16 protein-coding genes are annotated in these 20,797 nt (G+C 68.8%); 4 read left to right on the forward strand and 12 right to left on the reverse strand.

Annotated features, from left to right (window positions below):
* Window positions 1-7: 7 nt before the first annotated feature.
* From glyS to J8I34_RS07100, 10 genes are all read right to left on the reverse strand, one after another.
* Window positions 8-2,131 carry a glycine--tRNA ligase subunit beta gene (glyS, locus tag J8I34_RS07055; RefSeq protein ID WP_029048801.1) on the reverse strand — a complete coding sequence of 708 codons (2,124 nt, stop codon included), beginning with the start codon at window positions 2,129-2,131 and terminating at the stop codon, window positions 8-10.
* A gap of 35 nt (window positions 2,132-2,166) precedes the next feature.
* The gene (locus tag J8I34_RS07060; protein ID WP_029048802.1) at window positions 2,167-2,796 is read right to left on the reverse strand and encodes a hypothetical protein; all 630 of its coding nucleotides are present in this window, start codon (window positions 2,794-2,796) and stop codon (window positions 2,167-2,169) included.
* The gene (glyQ, locus tag J8I34_RS07065) at window positions 2,793-3,749 is read right to left on the reverse strand and encodes a glycine--tRNA ligase subunit alpha (RefSeq protein WP_029048803.1); all 957 of its coding nucleotides are present in this window, start codon (window positions 3,747-3,749) and stop codon (window positions 2,793-2,795) included. The genes J8I34_RS07060 and glyQ overlap by 4 nt, the downstream gene beginning before the upstream one ends.
* Before the next feature lie 543 nt (window positions 3,750-4,292).
* Window positions 4,293-5,900 (reverse strand): apolipoprotein N-acyltransferase, encoded by a 1,608-nt coding sequence (gene lnt / locus J8I34_RS07070; protein WP_209805697.1) that lies wholly within the window; start codon window positions 5,898-5,900, stop codon window positions 4,293-4,295.
* Entirely contained in the window at window positions 5,897-6,784 is an 888-nt protein-coding gene (locus tag J8I34_RS07075; RefSeq protein WP_029048805.1) for a CorC family transporter, read from the reverse strand. The genes lnt and J8I34_RS07075 overlap by 4 nt, the downstream gene beginning before the upstream one ends.
* A gap of 133 nt (window positions 6,785-6,917) precedes the next feature.
* A complete protein-coding gene (ybeY, locus tag J8I34_RS07080; protein ID WP_029048806.1) occupies window positions 6,918-7,679 on the reverse strand; it encodes an rRNA maturation RNase YbeY in 762 nt (253 codons plus the stop codon).
* Window positions 7,680-8,687, reverse strand: a complete 1,008-nt coding sequence (locus J8I34_RS07085; RefSeq protein WP_029048807.1) for a PhoH family protein — start codon at window positions 8,685-8,687, stop codon at window positions 7,680-7,682. It abuts the gene before it with no gap.
* A gap of 18 nt (window positions 8,688-8,705) precedes the next feature.
* Window positions 8,706-10,058 (reverse strand): tRNA (N6-isopentenyl adenosine(37)-C2)-methylthiotransferase MiaB, encoded by a 1,353-nt coding sequence (gene miaB, locus J8I34_RS07090; protein WP_209768117.1) that lies wholly within the window; start codon window positions 10,056-10,058, stop codon window positions 8,706-8,708.
* 86 nt (window positions 10,059-10,144) lie between these two features.
* Window positions 10,145-10,558 carry a hypothetical protein gene (locus J8I34_RS07095; protein ID WP_209768118.1) on the reverse strand — a complete coding sequence of 138 codons (414 nt, stop codon included), beginning with the start codon at window positions 10,556-10,558 and terminating at the stop codon, window positions 10,145-10,147.
* A gap of 112 nt (window positions 10,559-10,670) precedes the next feature.
* A complete protein-coding gene (locus tag J8I34_RS07100; protein WP_209805698.1) occupies window positions 10,671-12,356 on the reverse strand; it encodes a ClcB-like voltage-gated chloride channel protein in 1,686 nt (561 codons plus the stop codon).
* Window positions 12,357-12,681: 325 nt separating this feature from the next.
* On the opposite strand from J8I34_RS07100, the gene J8I34_RS07105 reads away from it, so the two are divergent.
* Both J8I34_RS07105 and J8I34_RS07110 read left to right on the forward strand, forming a co-directional pair.
* Window positions 12,682-14,331 carry a DEAD/DEAH box helicase gene (locus tag J8I34_RS07105; RefSeq protein ID WP_209805699.1) on the forward strand — a complete coding sequence of 550 codons (1,650 nt, stop codon included), beginning with the start codon at window positions 12,682-12,684 and terminating at the stop codon, window positions 14,329-14,331.
* Between the two features lie 4 nt (window positions 14,332-14,335).
* Complete coding sequence (locus J8I34_RS07110; protein WP_029048812.1) at window positions 14,336-15,388, forward strand: serine/threonine protein kinase; 1,053 nt, start codon at window positions 14,336-14,338, stop codon at window positions 15,386-15,388.
* A gap of 56 nt (window positions 15,389-15,444) precedes the next feature.
* Here the strand turns inward: J8I34_RS07110 and J8I34_RS07115 are convergent, their stop codons facing one another.
* Entirely contained in the window at window positions 15,445-15,882 is a 438-nt protein-coding gene (locus J8I34_RS07115) for a universal stress protein (protein ID WP_029048813.1), read from the reverse strand.
* A gap of 375 nt (window positions 15,883-16,257) precedes the next feature.
* On the opposite strand from J8I34_RS07115, the gene J8I34_RS07120 reads away from it, so the two are divergent.
* A complete protein-coding gene (locus J8I34_RS07120; RefSeq protein ID WP_209768125.1) occupies window positions 16,258-17,325 on the forward strand; it encodes a CaiB/BaiF CoA transferase family protein in 1,068 nt (355 codons plus the stop codon).
* 215 nt (window positions 17,326-17,540) lie between these two features.
* Window positions 17,541-18,167, forward strand: a complete 627-nt coding sequence (locus J8I34_RS07125; RefSeq protein WP_029048815.1) for a response regulator transcription factor — start codon at window positions 17,541-17,543, stop codon at window positions 18,165-18,167.
* A 9-nt stretch (window positions 18,168-18,176) separates the two neighbouring features.
* Here J8I34_RS07125 and J8I34_RS07130 read toward each other — a convergent pair whose 3' ends face one another.
* Window positions 18,177-20,753: a fimbria/pilus outer membrane usher protein gene (locus tag J8I34_RS07130; protein WP_209805700.1), complete on the reverse strand. Its 2,577-nt coding sequence runs from the start codon at window positions 20,751-20,753 to the stop codon at window positions 18,177-18,179.
* Between the last annotated feature and the right edge of the window lie 44 nt (window positions 20,754-20,797).

Below are 20,797 nucleotides of genomic sequence, written 5' to 3' on the forward strand. Positions count from 1 at the left end.
GCGGCGCTCAGGCGGCCAGCTTGGAGATGTCGGCCACGCGGTTGGCCAGCGCATGCAGCGAGGCCAGCAGCGCCAGGCGGTTGGCGCGCAGCTGCGCGTCCTCGGCCATCACCATCACGTCGTTGAAGAAGCGGTCGACCGCATCGCGCAGCTGGGCCAGGTCGCGCAGCGCGACGGTGAAATCGCCGCTGGCGAAGGCGGCTTCGGCGGCCGGGCGCACCTTCTCGATGGCCGCGTGCAACGCGCCTTCGGCCTCTTCCTGGAACAGCGCCGGGTTCACCGCGCCGACCGGCTCGGTGTTCTTGCGCAGGATATTGGTGATGCGCTTGTTGGCGGCGGCCAGGGCCTCGGCCTCGGGCAGCGCGGCGAAGGTGCGCACCGCTTCCATGCGGCCCAGCACGTCATGCAGCTGGTCCGGGCGCAGGCTGACCACGGCCTCGACCTCGTTGGTGGTGTAGCCTTTTTCCTTCAGGTAGCCGCGCACGCGGTCGTACAGGAAGTCGGCGATGGCATCCGGCGCCGGCTTGACCGCGGCAATGCCTTCGAACGTCTGCTGCGTCAGCGCCAGCAGCCCGGTCACCGACAGCGCCAGCGGCTTCTCGATCAGCATGCGCAGGATGCCCAGCGCATGGCGGCGCAGCGCGAACGGATCTTTCTCGCCGGTCGGCTGCAGGCCGATGCCCCAGATGCCGACCAGCGTCTCCAGCTTGTCGGCCAGCGCTACCGCGGTGCTGACCGAGCCTTCGGGCAGCGCGTCGCCGGCGAAGCGCGGACGATAGTGCTCGGAGCAGGCCAGCGCCACCTCCTCGGCCTCGTCGTCGTGGCGGGCGTAGTACGTGCCCATGGTGCCCTGCAGCTCGGGGAACTCGCCCACCATGTCGGTCAGCAAGTCGGCCTTGGCGAGCTCGGCGCCGCGCATCGCGGCGGCCTTGTCGGTGGCCACGCCGGCGGCGTTGAGCGCATCGGCGACATGGCCGGCGATCTGCTGCAGGCGCTGCACGCGGTCCAGTTGCGTGCCGATCTTGTTGTGGTAGACCACGCCGGCCAGCTGCGGCACGCGCGAGGCCAGCGTCTTCTTGCGGTCCTGGTCGAAGAAGAACTTGGCATCGGCCAGGCGCGGACGCACCACGCGCTCGTTGCCGGTGATGATCGACTGCGGCGTCTCGGTGGCCAGGTTCGACACGATCAGGAAGCGGTTGCGCAGGTGGCCCTGGGCATCGGTCAGCGCAAAGTACTTCTGGTTGGTCTGCATGGTCAGGATCAGGCATTCCTGCGGCACCGCCAGGAAGGCTTCCTCGAAGTGGCAGGCATAGACCACCGGCCATTCCACCAGCGAGTTGACTTCATCGAGCAGCGACTCGGGGATGATCACCTGGTCGGCGCCGGCCTCGGCCAGCAGCGCGGCGCGCATGCGCTCGCGGCGCTCGGCATAGCTGGCCAGCACGCGGCCGGCCGATTCAAGCTGCTTCGCGTAGTCGTTGGCATGCGCGATCTCGATCGCGCCATGCGACAGGAAGCGGTGGCCCCGCGTCACGTTGCTGGCCTGCAGGCCCAGCACCGACACCGGCAGGATCTCGCTGCCGAACAGCGCGATCAGGCTGTGCGCCGGGCGCACGAAGTGCACGGTGCCGCCGTCCGGGCGCTGGTAGCTCATCACCTTGGGGATGGGCAGCCTGGCGATGGTGTCTTCCAGCGCTGCCTGCAGACCCGCGGCCAGCTCGGCGCCGCGGGCGGTGTAGCGATAGAAGAAGGCCTCGGCCTTGCCGTCCGAGGCGCGCTCCAGCGACTGCCAGTCGATCTCGGCGACGCCGACCGACTTGGCCAGCGCGGCCAGCTTCTTGGCCAGCGGCGGCGTGGGCTCGCCGTTGGCGCCCAGCGCTACCGACAGCGGCAGGACCTTCTCGCGCTGCTCGCGGTCGGGCGCGCTGCGGCGCACGCCCGACACCAGCGCGGCCAGCCGGCGGGGCGTGGCGAACGGCGTCACGGTGGCGCCCGGCTCAAGCAGGTCGCGCTCGCCCAGGCCGGCGAACAGGCCCTGCGCGAAGGCGTCGCCCAGACGCGCCAGCGCCTTGGGAGGCAGCTCTTCGGTGAACAGTTCGATCAGCAGCGAGTCGGTCATGGGTTGCGACATGAATCGTATCCAACAGGTTGTGGCGCGCGCTGCTGTCAGCAGCGCGGCGAATGATTAGGTTCCACTCCGGACAGCAGCCACAGGCCGTTCTGTTGCCGGAATTGCAGCGTGGTGAAGGCGCATTGCGCGGCCGCCGCAGCGCTGGCCGCGCCGTTGCTGCCGCCGCGGCTGCCCGCTGCGGGGAAGCGCGCGTCGATGCGGCGCAGGCGCTTGTCGTAGCGGATCTCGTCGATGCGCCCGCCCACCCAGAAATCGATCTTCGGCGGCAGCTGTGCCGCCGAGTAATAGGTCTTGGTCTTGCGCCGGGTGCGGCCGTTGGTGGTTTCCACCTCCACCCAGGTCAGCGGGTAGCGGATCGCGCTTTCATAGGCGCGCAGCGGCACGCGGTGCCAGCCCAGGTCGCGCTGGCCCGACAGGTCGCAGGCGAACGAGCGCACCAGTTGCGTCCACTGGTCGAGCGCGTTCAGCGAAGGGCGCCAGTGGCGCGACATGGCCAGTTGCAGCGCCTGCGGGTCGGCTTCGCACACATTGCTCAGTTCGGCCGGCAGCAGCAGCGCCTGCGGCGCGGGGGCGGCCACGGCGCGCGCGGCGGCGGCATTGCCGGCGGCAGACAGCGTGGCGATGGCCAAGGCGCAGCACAGCGCGCTGCGCGCCAGTTGCGTCATGCCCGGGCTCCGCCGTTGCCGCACATCGGGAAGCCGAGGGCCTCGCGCGAATCATAGTAGGCCTGCGCCACCTGGCGCGACAGGTGGCGGATGCGGCCGATATAGGCGGCGCGCTCGGTCACCGAGATGGCGCCGCGGGCGTCCAGCAGGTTGAACGTGTGGGCGGCCTTCAGTACCTGTTCATAAGCGGGCAGCGCCAGGCGCGTGCCGGTGGCCTGGCCCCCCCCGGTGCCGTCGGCGCCCTCGGCATTGCCCATCAGCCGCTTGGCCTCGCCCTCGTGCTCGGCGAAATGGCGGAACAGGATCTCGGTGTTGCTGTGCTCGAAGTTGTAGGTCGACTGCTCGACCTCGTTCTGGTGGTACACGTCGCCGTAGGTCAGGCGGCGCGTGTCGCCGTTCTCTACCCATTCGGTCCAGACCAGGTCGTAGACGTTCTCGACCTTCTGCAGGTACATCGCCAGGCGTTCGATACCGTAGGTGATCTCGCCCGTGATCGGCTTGCAGTCGATGCCGCCGACTTGCTGGAAATAGGTGAACTGGGTCACTTCCATACCGTTGAGCCAGACTTCCCAGCCGAGGCCCCACGCGCCCAGCGTCGGGTTCTCCCAGTCGTCCTCGACGAAGCGAATGTCGTTCTGCTTCAGGTCCAGGCCAAGTGCCTCCAGCGAGCCCAGGTACAGATCGAGGATGTTCTCCGGCGCGGGCTTGAGCACGACCTGATACTGGTAATAGTGCTGCAGGCGGTTGGGGTTCTCGCCATAGCGGCCGTCCTTCGGGCGCCGCGACGGCTGCACATAGGCGGCGCGCCACGGCTCGGGGCCGATCGCGCGCAGGAAGGTATGCACGTGGGAAGTGCCGGCGCCGACCTCCAGATCGATGGGTTGCAACAGCGCGCAACCCTGCCGGTCCCAGTAGGCCTGCAGGGTCAGAATCATTTGTTGGAAGGTCAGCATATGAAGACTAGGTAGTGGCTGATCGGTCGGCTGGGGGCGAAGTTGCGCCGCCCGGCATGCTGGCGGCGCAGCCCGTGCCGGGGCCGCCGCTTACGGATTTTGCCAAACCCTGAATTCTATCGGCTTTTTGGCCGCCCGCCCCGATTGGCGGGGTGTGGGCTGGTGCGTGGAGGTGCCAGCGGATGTCGGTCTTTCGCAACGCATGGGGAAAATACCGACCCCGTTTTCAAGTTGCGGGACCGCTGGCCGATACCGTTTTTGTATACAGTATCAGTAAGCAACCCGCTCGAGAGTTGCGGTTGGCAGGCCTGGCCGTCCTGCCGGTAGACGATTAACGATGGGGACTTTGGGATCATGACGCTCCTTTCTCGCAAACCTTACCTGGTCGCAATCGCGGTCATGATTGCCGCGGCCGCCGTGTCGGTGGCGACCGGGCTGCTGAACTGACGCAGCCGGCGCGCGCCTGACGCGCCATGGACGCCGCGGCTCGGGCGAACGCGGCGGGAGACCCGGCGCGTCCGCCGCGCCCGCCAAATGCGGGCTTCAGCCCGCGCGCCGCGAGCGCCAGGCGGCCGCGCCCAGCACCAGCGCAAACAGCGCCAGCACCGGCGCATTCCCCCAGCGGATATACGGGGTCAGCCCCTGCATGCCCTGCACCTCGGCCACCAGCGTGCCGACCGTGAAGGTGGGCAGGCGCGCCTGCACGGTGCCGTCCGGGCGCACCACCGCGGTCATGCCGGTATTGGTCGAGCGCAGCATCGGGCGGCGCGTTTCCAGCGCGCGCATGCGCGAGATCTGCAGGTGCTGGTCCAGCGCGATGGTGTCGCCGAACCAGGCCAGGTTGGTCAGGTTGGCCAGCACGTTGGCGGGCGCGGGCTGCTGGCGCAGCGTCTGCGCTATTTCCTCGCCGAACAGATCCTCGTAGCAGATATTGGGCGCCACGCGCACGCCGCGCACCGGCAGCGAAGGCTGGTCGAGCCCGCCGCGGCGGAAATCGCCCAGCGGCATCTTCATCATGTCGACGAACCAGCGGAAGCCCAGCGGGATAAATTCGCCAAACGGCACCAAGTGGTGCTTGTTGTAGCGGTATAGGCGCTCGGTCAGCGGCCCCAGCCCGAACACGCTGTTGGTGAAATCGACCGGCGAATCGGCGCCGGCCGCGCCGAACAGCACCGTGGTGTCACTCTGCAGCGCGTAGTCGCGCACCGCCACGGCGACGTCGACCGGCAGGTCCTGCAGGATCACCGGGAAGGCGGTTTCGGGCGTCACCACCAGGTCGGCGGGCGCGGCGGTGATCATGTCGCGGTAGAGCGCGATCGAGCGCTGGATGCCGGCGGCCTCGAACTTGATGTCCTGCGGCACGTTGCCCTGCAGCAGGCGCACCGTCAGCGGCTTGCCGGCCGGCGTGGTCCAGGCCAGCGGCGACAGCGCGGCGCCAAGAGCCGGCAGCAGCAGTGCCAGCGCCAGCGACACAACGGCACGCGTGCGCGCACCGTGCCCCAGCCCGCGCACGGCCCCGGCCAGCAAGGCCGCGACGGCAGCCGCCAGCGCGCCGATGCCATAGACGCCGGCCAGCGGCGCAAAGCCGGCAAGCGGGCCGTCGGTATGGGCATAGCCCCCAGACAGCCATGGGAAACCGGTGAAAACGACACCGCGCAGCCACTCCGACAGCCCCCACGCGGCACCGAACGCCAGCGGGGCGAGCAGCGCCGCGGCCCATGTGCCGGCGCGCAGCCGTGCCGTCAGCCGGTGCCACAGCGCGCCCGCCAGCGCCGGCCACAGCGCCAGGTAGCCCGAGAACAGCACTACCGCCAGCGCTGCCATCCACGCCGGCATCTCGCCGTAGACGTGCATGCTGATATAGAGCCACCAGATGCCGGACAGGAACCAACCCAGGCCGAAGGCATAGCCGGTGGCCGCGGCGATGCGCGCGCGCGGCGCGTCGGCCATCAGCGCGGCCAGGCCGGCCAGCGACAGGATCTGCAGCCACCACCAGTCATGCGGGGCGAAGGCCTGGGTATGGGCAATGCCGAGCACGCCGGCCAGCAGCAGCCGCGCCATGGCGGCGGCGCGCGAACGCGCGCCGGGCACGCTGCCAGCACCGGCGTCGGCAGCAGCGGCGCCGTTGGGGATCGGGGCGGTACGCTTCATGCGCCGGCAGCGCTCGCGCTGTCAGCCAGGGATTCGCGGCGGACCTGCAACAGGTGCACCTGCCGCGCGTCGGCGCGCAGCACTTCGAAGCGGATCGGCGGCAAGGTGATGACCTCGCCGCGGTGGGGCACGTGGCCCACGTGGTTGGACAGCAGTCCGCCCACGGTGTCGACATCGTGGTCGGAAAAGCCGGTGCCGAAGGCCTCGTTGAACTGGGAGATCTCGGTGAGGCCATGCACGCGCCAGCTGCCGTCGGGCATCGGCAGGATATTGTCCTGGTCTTCGTCCAGGTCGAACTCATCCTCGATATCGCCGACGATCTGCTCGAGCACGTCCTCGATCGTCACCAGCCCGGCCACGCCGCCGTATTCGTCGACGACGATGGCGATATGGTTGCGGTTGATGCGGAACTCGCGCAGCAGGATGTTCAGGCGCTTGGATTCGGGGATGAACACCGCCGGGCGCAGCGTTTCGCGCAGGTCGAAGGCGGGATCGGTGTAGTAGCGCAGCAGGTCCTTGGCCAGCAGGATGCCGATGATGTTGTCTCGGCTGCCTTCACAGACCGGGAAGCGCGAATGCGCGGTCTGCTGCATGAACGGGATGAAGGTCTCCGGCGCGTCGGCGATATTGACCATATCCATCTGCGCGCGCGGCACCATGATGTCGCCGGCGGTCAGTTCGGAGACCTGGAACACGCCCTCGATCATCGACAGCGAATCGGCGTCGATCAGGTTGCGCTCATGCGCTTCCTGGAGCACTTCGAGCAGTTCTGCGCGGGTGTCCGGTTCGGGGGAGATCAGGTCTGACAGGCGTTCGAGAAGCGATCTGGGGCGATCGACCTGCTTCAGGTAGGCGGGCTTCGAACTGGGATAGGGGTCGTTCATTTCGCGGCGAGCGCGTGGTGGAGATCGACTGAAGGATACACCAAAAGGCTGTCGATCCCGTGACAGCGGCCGGGCAGCGGCTGCCGGATGTGATGCCGGCGGCCTTCGCGTCGCGCCGCCGGTGCGCCGTCAATCACGCGGTGCCGGTGCGCTCGGCGAGATAGGGGTCCGCGTAGCCCAGCGCCTGCAGGGTCTCGGTCTCGATCGCCTCCATTTCCTCGGCTTCGGCGTCTTCCTCGTGCTCGTAGCCCTGCGCATGCAGCACGCCGTGCACCACCAGGTGCGCATAGTGCGCTTCCAGTGGCTTGCGCTGCTCGCGCGCCTCGGCTTCGACCACCGGGCAGCACAGCACGATATCGCCGGTCACGGGGTCGTCCTCGTTCTCGGCATAGGCAAAGGTCAGCACGTTGGTGGCGTAGTCCTTGCCGCGATAGGTGCGGTTCAGCAGGCGGCCTTCTTCCTCGCCGACGAATCGGATCGTCAGCGCAGCATCGGCATACAGTGCCGACTTGACCCAGGTTTCGATCTTCCGGCGCGGCGGCAGGCCGTCCTGCTTGCCGATGCCGTTCCCTTGCTGGATCTCCAGTTCCAGCGCCGGCGGCGTGGCCGGGGTGCCGGTGGTGGTCACGACCGGCGTGGCGGTCACGGCCACGGACAGAGAGTCATGGTTGTCCGGGCGCACCAGCAGGCCGGCCTGCTGGTTGGTGTCGGTATGCTCGGCCAGCAGCGCGACCACGCCGTCGGCGGCCTGCGACAGGTCCAGCGTCAGGCTGCGGCCGTCGGGCAGCTGCACGCGCAGCGCGTGCGCGGCGCTCTTGCGCGCGCGGCCATCGCCATCGAACAGGGTCAGGCTGACGCCGGGGGCCTTGGATTTCTGGTTTTTCGGGGATTTCAATTACGCGTCCTTGTGCTGGGCGTGGTATTCGTCATAGGCATCGACGATGCGGGCCACCAGCGGGTGGCGCACCACGTCGATGCTGGTAAAGCGGGTGCAGGCGATGCCGCGCACGTCGCGCAGCACATGCAGCGCTTCCACCACGCCGCTCTTCTGTCCCTTGGGCAGGTCGATCTGGGTGATGTCGCCGGTGATCACCGCCTTGGAGCCGAAGCCGATCCGGGTCAGGAACATCTTCATCTGCTCGGGCGTGGTGTTCTGCGCCTCGTCGAGGATGATGAAGGCGTGGTTCAGCGTGCGCCCGCGCATATAGGCCAGCGGTGCGATCTCGATCATCTGGCGCTCGAACATCTTCTGCGTGCGGTCGAAGCCGAGCAGGTCGTACAGCGCGTCATACAGCGGGCGCAGGTAAGGATCGACCTTCTGCGCCAGGTCGCCGGGCAGGAAGCCCAGGCGCTCGCCGGCTTCCACCGCCGGGCGCGTCAGCACGATGCGCTTGACCGCGTCGCGCTCCAGCGCGTCGACCGCACAGGCCACCGCCAGATAGGTCTTGCCGGTGCCGGCCGGGCCGATGCCCATGGTCAGGTCGTGCGACAGGATGTTGCGCAGGTACTCGCGCTGCGCCACGGTGCGGCCCTGCAGGCCGGTGCGGCGGGTGTGCAGCACTGGCGATTCATCTTCGAACTCGCGCTCGTCGTTGTTGCCCTTGTCGGCGTCGTTGCCGGGCAGGTAGCTGCCATGCGCGCTGAGCTGGCGCGTTTCCACCAGGCCCAGCTGCACGTCGTCGATCGACAGCGGCGTGCGCGCGTGGTTATAGAAACGCTCCAGCGCCAGCGCGGCGTCCTGCGCATGGTTGCCGCGCACCGTCATGCGATGGCCGCGCCGCTGGATGGTCACGTCCAGCGCCTGCTCGATCTGGCGCAGGTTTTCGTCGAGCGGGCCGCACAGGTTCTGCAGCCGGGTGTTGTCGTCCTTGGGGGCGACGAATTCTGCCGAAGGGATCTTCATCTTTTGCCGGAGGCTCGATTACTGGCGCACCACGATCTCGCCGCGCAGCGAGTGCGGGAATGCCTGCGTGATGCTGACATCGACCATCTGGCCGACCAGCCGGTCGCGTCCGGCCTGGGGCACGCCAGGCAGCGCGAAGTTGACCACGCGGTTGTTCTCGGTGCGGCCATGCAGCTCGGTCGGATCCTTGCGCGCCGGGCCTTCGACCAGGATGCGCTGCACCGTGCCGACCATGTTCTGGCTGATGCGCTGCACGTTTTCCTCGATGGTGGCTTGCAGGCGCTGCAGCCGGCGCAGCTTGACCTCGTGCGGGGTGTCGTCGTGCAGGTTGGCCGCGGGCGTGCCCGGACGCGGGCTGAAAATGAACGAGAACGAGGTGTCGTAGCCGATCTCCTCGATCATCGCCATCAGCTTCTCGAAGTCGGCATCGGTTTCGCCGGGGAAGCCGACGATGAAGTCCGACGACATCGACATCTGCGGGCGCAGCGCGCGCAGCTTGCGGATGATGCTCTTGTATTCCAGCACGCTGTAGCCGCGCTTCATCGCCATCAGGATGCGGTCCGAAGCATGCTGCACGGGCAGGTGCAAATGATTCACCAGCTTGTCGCAGCGGCCGTAGAGTTCGACCAGCCGCGAGGTGAATTCCTTCGGGTGGCTGGTAGTGTAGCGGATGCGCTCGATGCCGGGGATCTCGGCCACGTACTCGATCAGCAGCGCAAAGTCGGCGATCTCGGTGGTGTCGCCCATCTTGCCGCGATAGGCGTTGACGTTCTGGCCCAGCAGCGTGACTTCGCGCACGCCTTGCTCGGCCAGGCCGGCCACTTCGGCCAGCACGTCCTCGAACGGGCGCGACACTTCCTCGCCACGGGTATAGGGCACCACGCAGTAGCTGCAGTACTTGGAGCAGCCTTCCATGATCGAGACGAACGCGCTAGGGCCTTCCACGCGCGCGGGCGGCAGGTGGTCGAACTTCTCGATCTCGGGGAAGGAGATGTCCACCTGCGACTGGCCGGTGCGCTGGCGCCGCGCGATCAGGTCGGGCAGGCGATGCAGCGTCTGCGGGCCGAACACCACGTCGACATACGGCGCGCGCGAGACGATGCTGGCGCCTTCCTGGCTGGCCACGCAGCCGCCCACGCCGATCACCAGGTCGGGCTTGACCGCCTTGAGCGCCTTCATCCGGCCCAGTTCGGAGAACACCTTCTCCTGCGCTTTCTCGCGCACCGAGCAGGTGTTGAACAGGATCACGTCGGCGTCTTCGACGTTGTCGGTGGGTTCCAGCCCCTGGCTGGCGTTGAGGACGTCGACCATCTTGTCCGAGTCATACTCGTTCATCTGGCAGCCGTACGTCTTGACGAAAACTTTCTTCATATGCCGATCTCAGTGGTTGACCTGGGGGCATCAGGGTGTTGCAACAACGCGCGGTCGCGTGGGGCACGCCGCGCTCTTTCGGGGGACTACGATTTCTGTTTCAGCGCCTTCTGCTCCGGCTCGCTCAACACCCAGGCGGTCAGCAACTGGCCGTAGAGGTCGAGCTTGTACCGCACCGGCAGCTTCTGGCCTGCTACCGCGATGGTGGCCAGCAGCTGGTTGTCGGTACCGAACAGGCGCAGGCCCGGTGCCACACCCACGGTCTTGCCGTCCAGCGTGGCGGTCTGCGGCGCGCTGGCCGACGGGGCGGCGAGCACCAGCCTGGCTGCCTGCGCGTCCTGCGGGATCACCCGCACCGGCTGGGCGGAGGCGGCGGCCACGCCGAGCAGCAGGGCCGTTGCCGTTACTGTTACCGTTGCGCACGCCAGCCTCGGCAACCGCCCGCGCAAGAACCTGGTACTTTCCGGCGCCTCGCGGCGCGTATCACGACCTGCTGGCATGGGGGAAACTCCGTCAAGTGAGGCGAAGCGTGGGTGGGAATGGCCCGGAGCGGGCGCAACCTGCCATTTTACTCGCTTGGCGCTTCCCCGGGGCGGCCAGACAAGACGGCATTCAGAACAGGCAGGATGCTTCTTGCAGCACACGTTGCTTCGACACTGTGCCGATCAGCTCACGGTCGACCGTGTTCCGCACCAGCGGGATCCGGTTGATGCCGTGTTCGGCGAACACCTCGAGCGCATCGCGCAGGCGCGAATCGGGCGTCAGCGCCGGGAAGTCGCGCTCGGCCAGCTCCAGCACGCGTTGCTGCGAGCCTTCGCGCTGGGCGCGTTGCACGGCGTGGATCGACAGCGCGCCCAGCAGGCGCCCGTCGAACTGCACCAGGTAGAGATAGCGGGTACCGGTCTCGGCGAACTTGTCGGCGGCCTCGGCCAGGCTGGCGTCGGGGTCGAGCACGGTGGCGGTCGGGTCGCACAGCCCCGCCAGCGTCATGGTGCGCGCTTGCTCGGCCGCGGCCGACGCCTGCGCGCGCTCGGCGATCACGCTGTACAGCGACAGCGTCTGGCAGCGCGAGGCCGTGTAGTACGCCGCCACCGCGCCGATCATCGACGGCAGCAGCAGCGCCGGCGCCAGCGTCATCTCGAACACCATCAGCACCGACATCAGCGGCGCCTGGCTGGTTGCCGCCAGGAAAGCGCTCATGCCGACCAGCGGCAGCAGCGGCGTGGCGCCGTCGGCGACGCCATGCATGGCCAGCGCCAGCAGTTGCCCCAGCGCCGCGCCGACGAACAGCGACGGGGTGAAGACCCCGCCGACCGCGCCCGAGCCCATGCTGATCACCGTGGCCACCAGCTTGGCCAGCAGCACACCGGCCACCGGCACGCTCAGCGGCTGTTCCTGCAGGATGGTCTGGATGGTGTGGTAGCCGTTGCCCACCACCTCCGGCACGGCCATCGCCAGCGCGCCGACCAGCGCGCCGCCCAGCGCCAGCCGCGCCACTGGCCCACCCGGCACCGCGGCGAAGCGGCTGCGGGCGAAGCCAGACGCGCGCATGAACAGCGCCCCGACTATGCCAGCCGCCACGCCGAGCCCGGCTGCCGCCAGCAGGATGTGCGGTCGCAGGTCGGGCGCGATATCCAGCCCCGGATACAGTGGCTGCAATCCGCCGTGCCACTGGCTGACCATGGCGCCGGCCACCGACGCAAGGAACAGGGGCATCAGCCGCTGGACGGCCAGTGCGCCGAACACCACTTCGGCAACGAAGACGGCGGCGGAGAACGGGGTGTGATAGACGGTCGCCAGGCCCGCCGCGGCGGCGCAGGCGGTCAGCATCCGGCGCATGTTCGAGCCGCCGCCGCGCTCCAGCCGGGTGGTCGGAAACAGCGACCCGCACAGCGCGGCCAGCTGGATCATCGCGCCCTCCTTGCCCACCGAGCTGCCGCTGACGATGGAGAAGAATGACGACATCGCCCGCAGCAGCGTGATCCGCACCGGCAGCCGGCCGCTGCCATTTGCCACCGCTTCCATATAGTCGGTCGCGCCGCTGTGGCCCTTGGCCAGCCGGTTGGACAGGACCAGCAGCGCGCCGGCGATCGCGCCGCCCACTGCCGGTACCACCACGCGCCAGCCCAGTGCCAGGGCCGCAAAGACGACCACCACATCGGCATGGGTCGAAAACAGCACCACGCCGGCACCGTCCAGCGCCTCCTTGAACAGCGTGGTCGCAATCGCTGCCACGATGCCGACCGGGATGGCCGCAAACAGGGTGACTTCCTGGTCTTCAAGGAAACGCAAGCGCATGGCGGGCTCCGGGGCCGGGGGCCGGGGCAAGGCAGGGTGGGCAGGCTTGACAGCGGCCACAGGGGGCGGACCGCTGCAGAGCCAGCCATGATAGCGCAGCGCCACCTGGCCGGCGCCGGTGTGCGCCGCCGCGCATGCGGCCCTGCCGCATGTGCAGAACCGGCTCGCGATGGACTGGTACACTAGCGTCCTTTCCCGCGGACGGGCCATTGGCCCGCCAGGCCGGTCCCCCCGGCCGCTCCTGTTACCGATACCGAACATCGATTACGCGAGCCATCCCGCACTCGGCGCACCGCGTGCGCAGGGATGGCCGAAGCAGCAATTCATGTCTTTTTCCGAACTCGGCTTGTCCGAAAAGATTGTGCGTGCGGTGGCCGAACAGGGCTACACCTCACCGACTCCCATCCAGGCGCAGGCGATCCCGGCCGTCCTCAAGGGCGGCGACCTGCTTGCCGGCGCCCAGACCGGCACCGGCAAGACCGCCGGCTTCACCCTGCCGATGCTGCACCTGCTGTCCGAGTCCGCCGCGGCCCGTGCCGCCGGCAACGCGCCGCGCGCCGGCAAGCCGCCGGTACGCGCGCTGGTGCTGACGCCGACGCGCGAACTGGCCGCGCAGGTCGAGGAAAGCGTGCGCAACTACGGCAAGTACCTGCGCCTGCGCTCCATGGTGATGTTCGGCGGCGTCGGTATCAACCCGCAGATCGAGCAGCTCAAGCGCGGCGTCGATATCGTGGTGGCCACGCCGGGCCGCCTGCTCGACCACGTGGCCCAGCGCACCGTCGATCTGTCGCAGGTAGAGCTGCTGGTGCTCGATGAAGCCGACCGCATGCTTGACATGGGCTTCATCCACGATATCCGCAAGATCCTCAACGCGCTGCCGGCCAAGCGCCAGAACCTGCTGTTCTCGGCGACGTTCTCGGACGATATCCGCGCGCTGGCCGACCGCCTGCTGAACAACCCCGCCTCGATCGAGGTGGCGCGGCGCAACACCACCGCCGAGACCGTCGACCAGCGCGTCTACCCGGTCGACCGCGAACGCAAGCGCGAGTTGCTGGCGCACCTGGTGCGCCAGCACGACTGGCACCAGGTGTTGGTGTTCACCCGCACCAAGCACGGCGCCAACCGCCTGGCCGAGCAACTGACCAAGGACGGCCTGTCGGCGCTGGCGATCCACGGCAACAAGAGCCAGTCGGCGCGCACGCGCGCGCTGTCCGAGTTCAAGGCCGGCACGCTGCGGCTGCTGGTGGCGACCGATATCGCCGCGCGCGGCATCGACATCGACCAGCTCCCGCACGTGGTCAACTTCGACCTGCCCAACGTGCCCGAGGACTACGTGCACCGCATCGGCCGCACCGGCCGCGCCGGCGCCGAGGGCGAGGCGATCTCGCTGGTCTGCGTGGATGAGCACGCGCTGCTGCGTGATATCGAACGCCTGATCAAGCGCAAGATCGAGCAGACTGTGCTGCCGGGGTTTGAAGTCGACCCGACCATCGCGCCCGAGCCGATCCAGAAGGGCCGCCAGCAACGCGGCGGCGGGCAAGGGCAAGGGCAAGGGCAAGGGCAAGGGCAAGGGCAAGGGCAAGGGCAAGGGCAAGGGCAAGGGCAAGGGCAAGGCCGCGGCCGCAGCCAGCCACGCCAGGCCAGCGCCGACGGCGAGCCGGCACAACGCGCACGCGCGCCGCACCAGGCCCAGGACGCACCGCGCCAGGGCCAGGGTGGCCAGCCGCGCCAGCGCCAGGCCGAAGGCGGCCAGCGCCGCGGCGGTGGCAACGCCAACGCCGGCAACCAAGGTGGCGCCAATGGCGGCGCGCGCAACGGCGCATCGCGCCAGGGCGGCCAGGAGCCGGCACGCGGCCAGCAGCGCGCCGCCGCCCAGCCGGCACGCCAGCCGCACGATGCCGCCCCGGCCCCCGCACGCAACCGCCGCCCGGCGCCGCAGGCCGCGCTGCTCGGCGGCAACCGCAACCGCGACTGACACCATGACAGCGTCCACCGCCCCGGCCGATTCCGGTATTCCCTATGCCGGCCTGACGCCTGAGCGGATTCTGGACGCGCTGGAGAGTGCCGGCCTGCGCCCCGACGGGCGCCTGCTGGCGCTCAACAGCTATGAGAACCGGGTGTGGCAGGCCGGCATCGAGGATGCCGCGCCGGTCATCGCCAAGTTCTACCGCCCCGGCCGCTGGACCGACGCGGCCATCCTGGAAGAACACGCCTTCGTGCAGCAGCTGGCCGATGCCGAGATCCCGGCCGTGCCGGCGCTGGCCTTGCCGACCGGCGCGCCGGACGCCGGCACGCTGCGCCACCACGCCGGCTTCCGTTTTGCGGTGTTCCCGCGCTGCGGCGGCCGCGAACCCGCGCTCGACCGCAAGGACACGCTGACCTGGCTCGGCCGCTTCATCGGCCGTATCCATGCCGTCGGCTCGACGCAGCCGTACCAGGCCCGGCCCGCACTGGATATCGATACCTTCGGCGTTGCCCCGCGCGACTGGCTGCTGGCCAACGGCTGCATTCCCGCCGACCTGCTGCCGGCGTGGCAGTCGGTCGCCGACCTCGCGCTGGACGGCGTGCGCCGCTGCTACGAACGCGCTGGCGACGTGCCGCTGCTGCGTGTGCATGGCGACTGCCACCGCGGCAATGTGCTGTGGATCGACGAAGACGATGCGCGCGGCGGCAGCCACGGCGCGCCCGGCCCGCATTTTGTGGATTTCGACGACAGCCGCATGGCGCCGGCGGTCCAGGACATCTGGATGCTGCTGGAGGGCGACCGCGCGGCGATGCAGGACCAGCTGGCCGACATCGTGGCCGGCTACGAAGACTTTGCCGAATTCCGCACGCGTGAACTGTGGCTGGTGGAGGCGCTGCGCACCCTGCGCCTGCTGCACTACAGTGCCTGGCTGGCCAGCCGCTGGGCCGACCCCGCGTTCCCGGCCGCGTTTCCGTGGTTCGGCACGGCCCGCTACTGGCAGGACCGCATCCTGGAACTGCGCGAACAGGTCGCGCTGATGGACGAAGCGCCCCTGTGGGGCGCCTGAAAAACGAACCGCGGCGCCGGGCGCGCCGCGTGTCCTGGGATTGCCTGACTTCTGCCTTACTTCTTCTCAGGCGCCTTGACCAGCAGCACCGGGCAATCCGCCTGGGCCAGCACGCGTCCGGCCACCGAACCGATCACCGCATCGAAGAAGGAACCGCGGCCATGCGTGCCCATCACGATGGCTTCTGCATTCACCGAACGCGCATAGGCAATGATGCGCTCCGGCGCGAAGCCATGCAGCGCATGCCGCTCGAACGGCACGCCGGCCGCCGACAGGATCTCGCTGACACCCGCCATCGCCTTGTCGCTGGCCTCCTTGTGCCAGTCGTCGATGGTCTCCTTGCTGACAAAGGCGCGCACCTGGCCGCTCACTTCGGGGGCCACATGCACAACATGCACAGTAAAGCCGGTCTGCAGCAGCTTGCCTTCGGCGATAAAGCGCGCCGCGGCATCGCTGAAGGCCGAGCCATCGGTGGCGAGCACGATATTGGTCATGACGGGAATCTCCTGGATTGGGGGCTGTCGGGACGAGCCAGGTTGAAGAACACCTCCTGACGCTGCCGCCGGGGGGCGTCGGCGCCATCTGAAACCATCATCGCAGCTAGTTTCTCGCTGTGACCCGACTTAGATCAAGTTCGTTCGGAAAACTACGATGCCGCCACGGCCTCGCGTGCGATAACCGGCCGCGTGGCAAATCCGTCAACCCGGCTGGCAGTTTCGGCCATTGCCGCCCCGGCACCTCGGCGCGTAGCATGGTTCGCGAGCGCCGTGACTGGCCGGCAGGCAGCCGTACTGACGCGGCGCACGACACATCCCACACAGGCTGGCCCGGGACCCGGATCCCGGCGCACGGCAACCGGAGACAAGGAAATGAGTGAGCATGGCAAGCTGCTGCCCCTGCGCGGCATCAAGGTGGTGGAATTCGAAGGCATCGGCCCCGGCCCGCTGTGCGGCGCCATGCTGGCCGGCCTCGGCGCCGAGGTAACGCTGGTGACACGGCCGGTCGCCCCTGACGCGCGCCGCATCCTGCGCGGCGAGGCCGTGCCACCGGAGATGGAACTGGAGCACGGCAAGCAGGTAGTGCAGCTGAACCTGAAATCGCCCGAGGGCGTCGCCGCGGCGCTCGACCTCGTGGCGGGTGCCGATGCGCTGATCGAAGGGCTGCGCCCCGGCGCGATGGAGCGGCTGGGCCTGGGCCCCAAGGCCTGCCACGCCCGCAATCCGCGCCTGGTGTACGGCCGCATGACCGGCTGGGGGCAGAGTGGCCCGCTGGCGCAGAGCGCCGGCCATGACCTGAACTACATCGCGCTGACCGGCCTGCTGTCGATGGCCGCGCGCGACGATGCGCTGCCGATGGTGCCGCCGACCGTGATGGGCGACGCCACCGGCGCCCTCGGCCTGGCCTTCGGCCTGACCAGCGCCATCCTGAGCGCGCGTGCCAGCGGCGAGGGCTGCGTGGTCGATGCGGCGATCACCGACATCGTTGCCATGCTCGGCTCGCTGGTGCAGGTGTCGCGGGCCGCCGGCACGCTCGGCGGACCCCAGCCAAGCCCGTTCCACGATTCGCCGTTCTATGACGTCTATCGCTGCGCCGACGGCCGCGCCATCACGCTGGGCGCGCTCGAGCCGCAGTTCTACCGCGAACTGCTCGAACGGCTGGATCTGGCCGACGTCGATCCCGCTGCGCAATATGACCGCGCCCAGTGGCCCGCTTTGAAGGCGCGCATCGCCGCCTGCATCGCGGCGCAGCCGAGCAAGCACTGGGAAGCGCTGCTGGGCGGCACCGATGTCTGCTTCGCGCGCGTGCTGACTTTGGATGAGGCCGCCCGCCATCCGCACAACCAGGCGCGCGGCACCTACCGGATGTTCCGGCAGGGCGAGCGCGAGGTGCCGCGCTCGGCCCCGGCGCCGCGCTTCCTGCCCGCCGGCACGGAGTGAGTGGCGGGTTCGCCGTCCACTGTTGTTTCCCCGCGGCGCCGGACGCCGCCAAGTCCTGACGCGCGGGCCAGCCTGGCTACGCCTGGCTGTCCACCCGTGCGGAATTGCCCGACTGCCGCGCAGATTCTGCTGCTCCCGACCAGCGAGTATTCCGCGCTTCAGCACGCAGCATGGCCCTTAATCTTGGCAATTCCCCAAGTGTCAAGGAGTTCCAATTGCACCACGCGCTGATCGTCGACGAGCCTTCCCGGTTCCGCACGTCGCTGTCCGGCCAACTGGCGATGGCATTGGATGCCGCCGAAGTGCTGGAAGCCGACGGCGTGCGCGATGCCTTCCGGCTGGTGCGCGATCACCGCCCGGGGCTGGTGCTGGTCGATGTCGAGTATTTCGGCAATCCCGGCGTCGATTTCGTCCGGCGCGTGTCGGCGACCTTTCCCGCGGTACACCTGCTGGTGCTGTCCGGCACCGACGCCACCGCCGCCCCGGTGCGGGCGCTGCGAGCCGGCGCGCACGGCTTCGTGGTCAAGCACCGCGGCGTGCCCGAGGTGCTGCAGGCCGCGCGCGGCGTGCTGAGCGGTTACCTGGTGTTCCCCATGCACACGCTGGAAGCCGCGCGCCAGCTCGGCGATGCGCTCGACTCGGGCATCCCGCGGCTCAGCAATCGCGAAATCACCATCCTGCAATATCTGGCGCGCGGCCACTCCAACAAGGCGATCGCCGCGGAGCTGCTGATCAGCAGCAAGACGGTCAGCACGCACAAGGCCAATATCATGGCCAAGCTCAATGTCGGCTCGCTGGTGGAAATGGTCGACTATGCGCGGCGCCACCAACTGGTGTGGTGAACGGCTGCATCAGCGCGTGCAAAGTGCGTCCCTGACGACCATCGCCGCCGCCTCGTTGCCAGGCTTGCCTAGGTCATAGCGCAGCGTGCAGGTATCGCCGCCGGCCTGGCTCCACCGTGCCGTCAGCGTGCCGGCGTCCGCTGCCAGGCCGCGCACCAGCACGCGGCCAGCCTGCGCCACGGTCCCGACCGGCTTGCCGTCGGCATTGAACACTTCTGCGCCGAACGGCACCGGAGCGCCATCCGGCAGGCGCGTGCGCAGGATTGCCGCGCGGCCGGGATTTTCGGTTTCGAAGCGCACCCGCACCACGGCGCCCGCGGTCGGCGCGATCCGCTGCTGCGTCGACTTGAGTGCGACTTCCAGCGGCAGGCCCTGCGGATCGATTTCGATTTCGTTCCGCGCGAACGGCACCAGGTTCGATACCACGGCATGGCCCCACGGGTCCACCCGCAGCCCAGCGCCATTGGCCAGGCGCGCGCCCGCGGCGTCCTTGGCCTCGACCACCGCAACCGTATCGCCCAGGGAAGGCGAAAACGCCACGCCATCCGCATAGGCCACGATACCGCCGGAAATGCCTGCGCCGGCCTGCGTATAAGCGGTACTCCTGGACGCGTTGGCGGTCATTGTCGCAAACGGCGAGATATAGGCGACGCTGCCCCCGATACTGTTGGCACTACCGGCCCCCCCTCCGCTATGGCCGGCATTGAGCGCATAGCTGAAGGCATTGTCGCTGCCGAGCGTGCCGGTCACCGTCTCTTGTGCAGTGAAGGTGCCGTCGGAGCCGCGCTCGACGCTGGTCAGCGAGTAGGGAGCCCGTGCCGACTTGCCCAGCGGCAGGCCGACGGTCAGCATCACGCGCGTGTCCCACTTGCCGGTGGTGACGTTCAGCTGCCGCGATGCCGACACGCCATAGGCGATGGCGCGGTAAGCATTGTTGTAGCCGGCCTGGAACTGGCTGACGGTGCCGCTGCCCTCGGTGCCGCTGCCCTGCCAGTAGCTCTGCACCGACCCGGTCAGGTAGAAATTGCCATATCCGGGCGGCAAGGCCTGGTTGATGCTCAGCTGCAGCTTGCCGCGCGCGGTCGGCAGGCTCGGCAGCCGCTCCGCCTGGTCAAGCGCGAGCCAGGACATGGCATCGGCGAGGCCAAGGTAGCCGCGGCTGGAGTAGCGGTATGCCGCTACCGAAAAATTGGTGTTGGTCGGTGCTACCAGCTTGCTGTAGCTCAGCCGCACGCTCTGGCCGCTGCGGTCCGGTTGACCCTGCAGCCGCGTGCTGGCATGCGTGATGTCTGCGCCAAAAGCGCCCAGGTCGGTGTTCAGCGCCGCACCCGCGGCGATCGCGGCGTAGCCTTGCGCAGCCACGAAGCCACCGTAGCCGGTGACCATATTGGTGAAGCCGTGCAGGTAAGTGCCCTGCAGCAGCAGCGTCGAGCCCTGCAGCACGGTATTGCGGTACTGGCCCGCGGTGACGCTGTAGCGGCTCTGGCCGGCACGCAGGGCGTTCACCGCGGCGGCGTAAGGCATCGTCGATACGTGCACGCTGCCGTCCGCCTCGGTGACCACGACTTCGATGTCGCCACCATAGCCGGTCGGGTACAGGTCATCGATCTCGAACGGTCCCGGCGCCACCGTGGTTTCGTAGAGGATATTGCCTTGCTGGCGGACCTGCACGCGGGCGTTGCTGCGCGCGATACCGCGCACGATGGGTGCATAGCCGCGCAGCGATTCGGGATACATCCGCTCGTCGCTTGCCAGGCGCACGCCGCGAAAGCCGATGCTGTCGAACAACGTACCGTCGGTAAAGGCATCGCCGATCACCAACTGGCTTTTCCAGGGCGCAATGGCGCGCTGCAGGTTGGTCAGCACGCTCTGGTAGCGCGTGCCCTGCCGTTCGTCGCGGTTCAGGCTACCCTGGTGGCTGAAGCGCCATGGCCCCACGTTGATGCCGGCGTTCAGGCCCACATAGGCCTGCGTGGTCGACAGGCCGGATGCGTCGGAGTGATAGACGTTGGCGTTGTATTGCAGGCGTGCCGCCGGCACGCCGTCGTCCCAGTTCTCCGGGCTGACGTAACCACGCGCGCGGCGCACCATCGCAGCCTGCGGCACGCTGACGTCGAGCCGTTGCTCGCCGTTGTCGAAGCTCGCGGTGGCGTCGGCGACCAGCGCTGGCAGCGGCTGGCAGCCGTCGCCATCCAGCAATGGCGCGGCCGGCAGCCTGGCCAGGTCGACGCCGATGCGCTCCAGCAGGCTGCGATCGAAGCATGGCACCGCAGGGGCAGCGGGGTCGCCGGACTGGCGCAGCTCTACGTCGGCGCGGCCAAGCCAGATTTCGTTGACATACAACTCGGCACGGTAATGGCCGGGCAGCGCCGGATTGCCCTTGCTGAAGCGGCTGAGGTCCGCAACGCCGCCCGCAGTGCCCTGCAGGAAGGTATCGCTGAACTCCACGTCCTGCACGGAACGGGCGGGCCGCGGGCTGGCGTCGGGTTGTCCGGCTGCGCCTGCGCCGCTGGCGAACAGGGCCAGCAGCAAGGCATGAAACGGACGCAGGCGAAACGGAACGTGGCGGGGAGGGAGTGGCGGCATGGCACCGGCGTGTCGACGATGGCCGCACGCAGGCACCCGGCAGC

Origin of the sequence: Cupriavidus phytohabitans, assembly GCF_017815025.1 — a bacterium.
Lineage (GTDB): Bacteria > Pseudomonadota > Gammaproteobacteria > Burkholderiales > Burkholderiaceae > Cupriavidus.

Excerpts from the sequence above, each read along its gene's own strand:
- glyS (WP_029048801.1), bottom strand. The coding sequence starts at position 2,131 with ATGTCGCAACCCATGACCGACTCGCTGCTGATCGAACTGTTCACCGAA.
- J8I34_RS07060 (WP_029048802.1), bottom strand. The coding sequence starts at position 2,796 with ATGACGCAACTGGCGCGCAGCGCGCTGTGCTGCGCCTTGGCCATCGCC.
- glyQ (WP_029048803.1), bottom strand. The coding sequence starts at position 3,749 with ATGCTGACCTTCCAACAAATGATTCTGACCCTGCAGGCCTACTGGGAC.
- lnt (WP_209805697.1), bottom strand. The coding sequence starts at position 5,900 with ATGAAGCGTACCGCCCCGATCCCCAACGGCGCCGCTGCTGCCGACGCC.
- J8I34_RS07075 (WP_029048805.1), bottom strand. The coding sequence starts at position 6,784 with ATGAACGACCCCTATCCCAGTTCGAAGCCCGCCTACCTGAAGCAGGTC.
- J8I34_RS07085 (WP_029048807.1), bottom strand. The coding sequence starts at position 8,687 with ATGAAGATCCCTTCGGCAGAATTCGTCGCCCCCAAGGACGACAACACC.
- miaB (WP_209768117.1), bottom strand. The coding sequence starts at position 10,058 with ATGAAGAAAGTTTTCGTCAAGACGTACGGCTGCCAGATGAACGAGTAT.
- J8I34_RS07095 (WP_209768118.1), bottom strand. The coding sequence starts at position 10,558 with ATGCCAGCAGGTCGTGATACGCGCCGCGAGGCGCCGGAAAGTACCAGG.
- J8I34_RS07100 (WP_209805698.1), bottom strand. The coding sequence starts at position 12,356 with ATGCGCTTGCGTTTCCTTGAAGACCAGGAAGTCACCCTGTTTGCGGCC.
- J8I34_RS07105 (WP_209805699.1), top strand. The coding sequence starts at position 12,682 with ATGTCTTTTTCCGAACTCGGCTTGTCCGAAAAGATTGTGCGTGCGGTG.
- J8I34_RS07110 (WP_029048812.1), top strand. The coding sequence starts at position 14,336 with ATGACAGCGTCCACCGCCCCGGCCGATTCCGGTATTCCCTATGCCGGC.
- J8I34_RS07115 (WP_029048813.1), bottom strand. The coding sequence starts at position 15,882 with ATGACCAATATCGTGCTCGCCACCGATGGCTCGGCCTTCAGCGATGCC.
- J8I34_RS07120 (WP_209768125.1), top strand. The coding sequence starts at position 16,258 with ATGAGTGAGCATGGCAAGCTGCTGCCCCTGCGCGGCATCAAGGTGGTG.
- J8I34_RS07130 (WP_209805700.1), bottom strand. The coding sequence starts at position 20,753 with ATGCCGCCACTCCCTCCCCGCCACGTTCCGTTTCGCCTGCGTCCGTTT.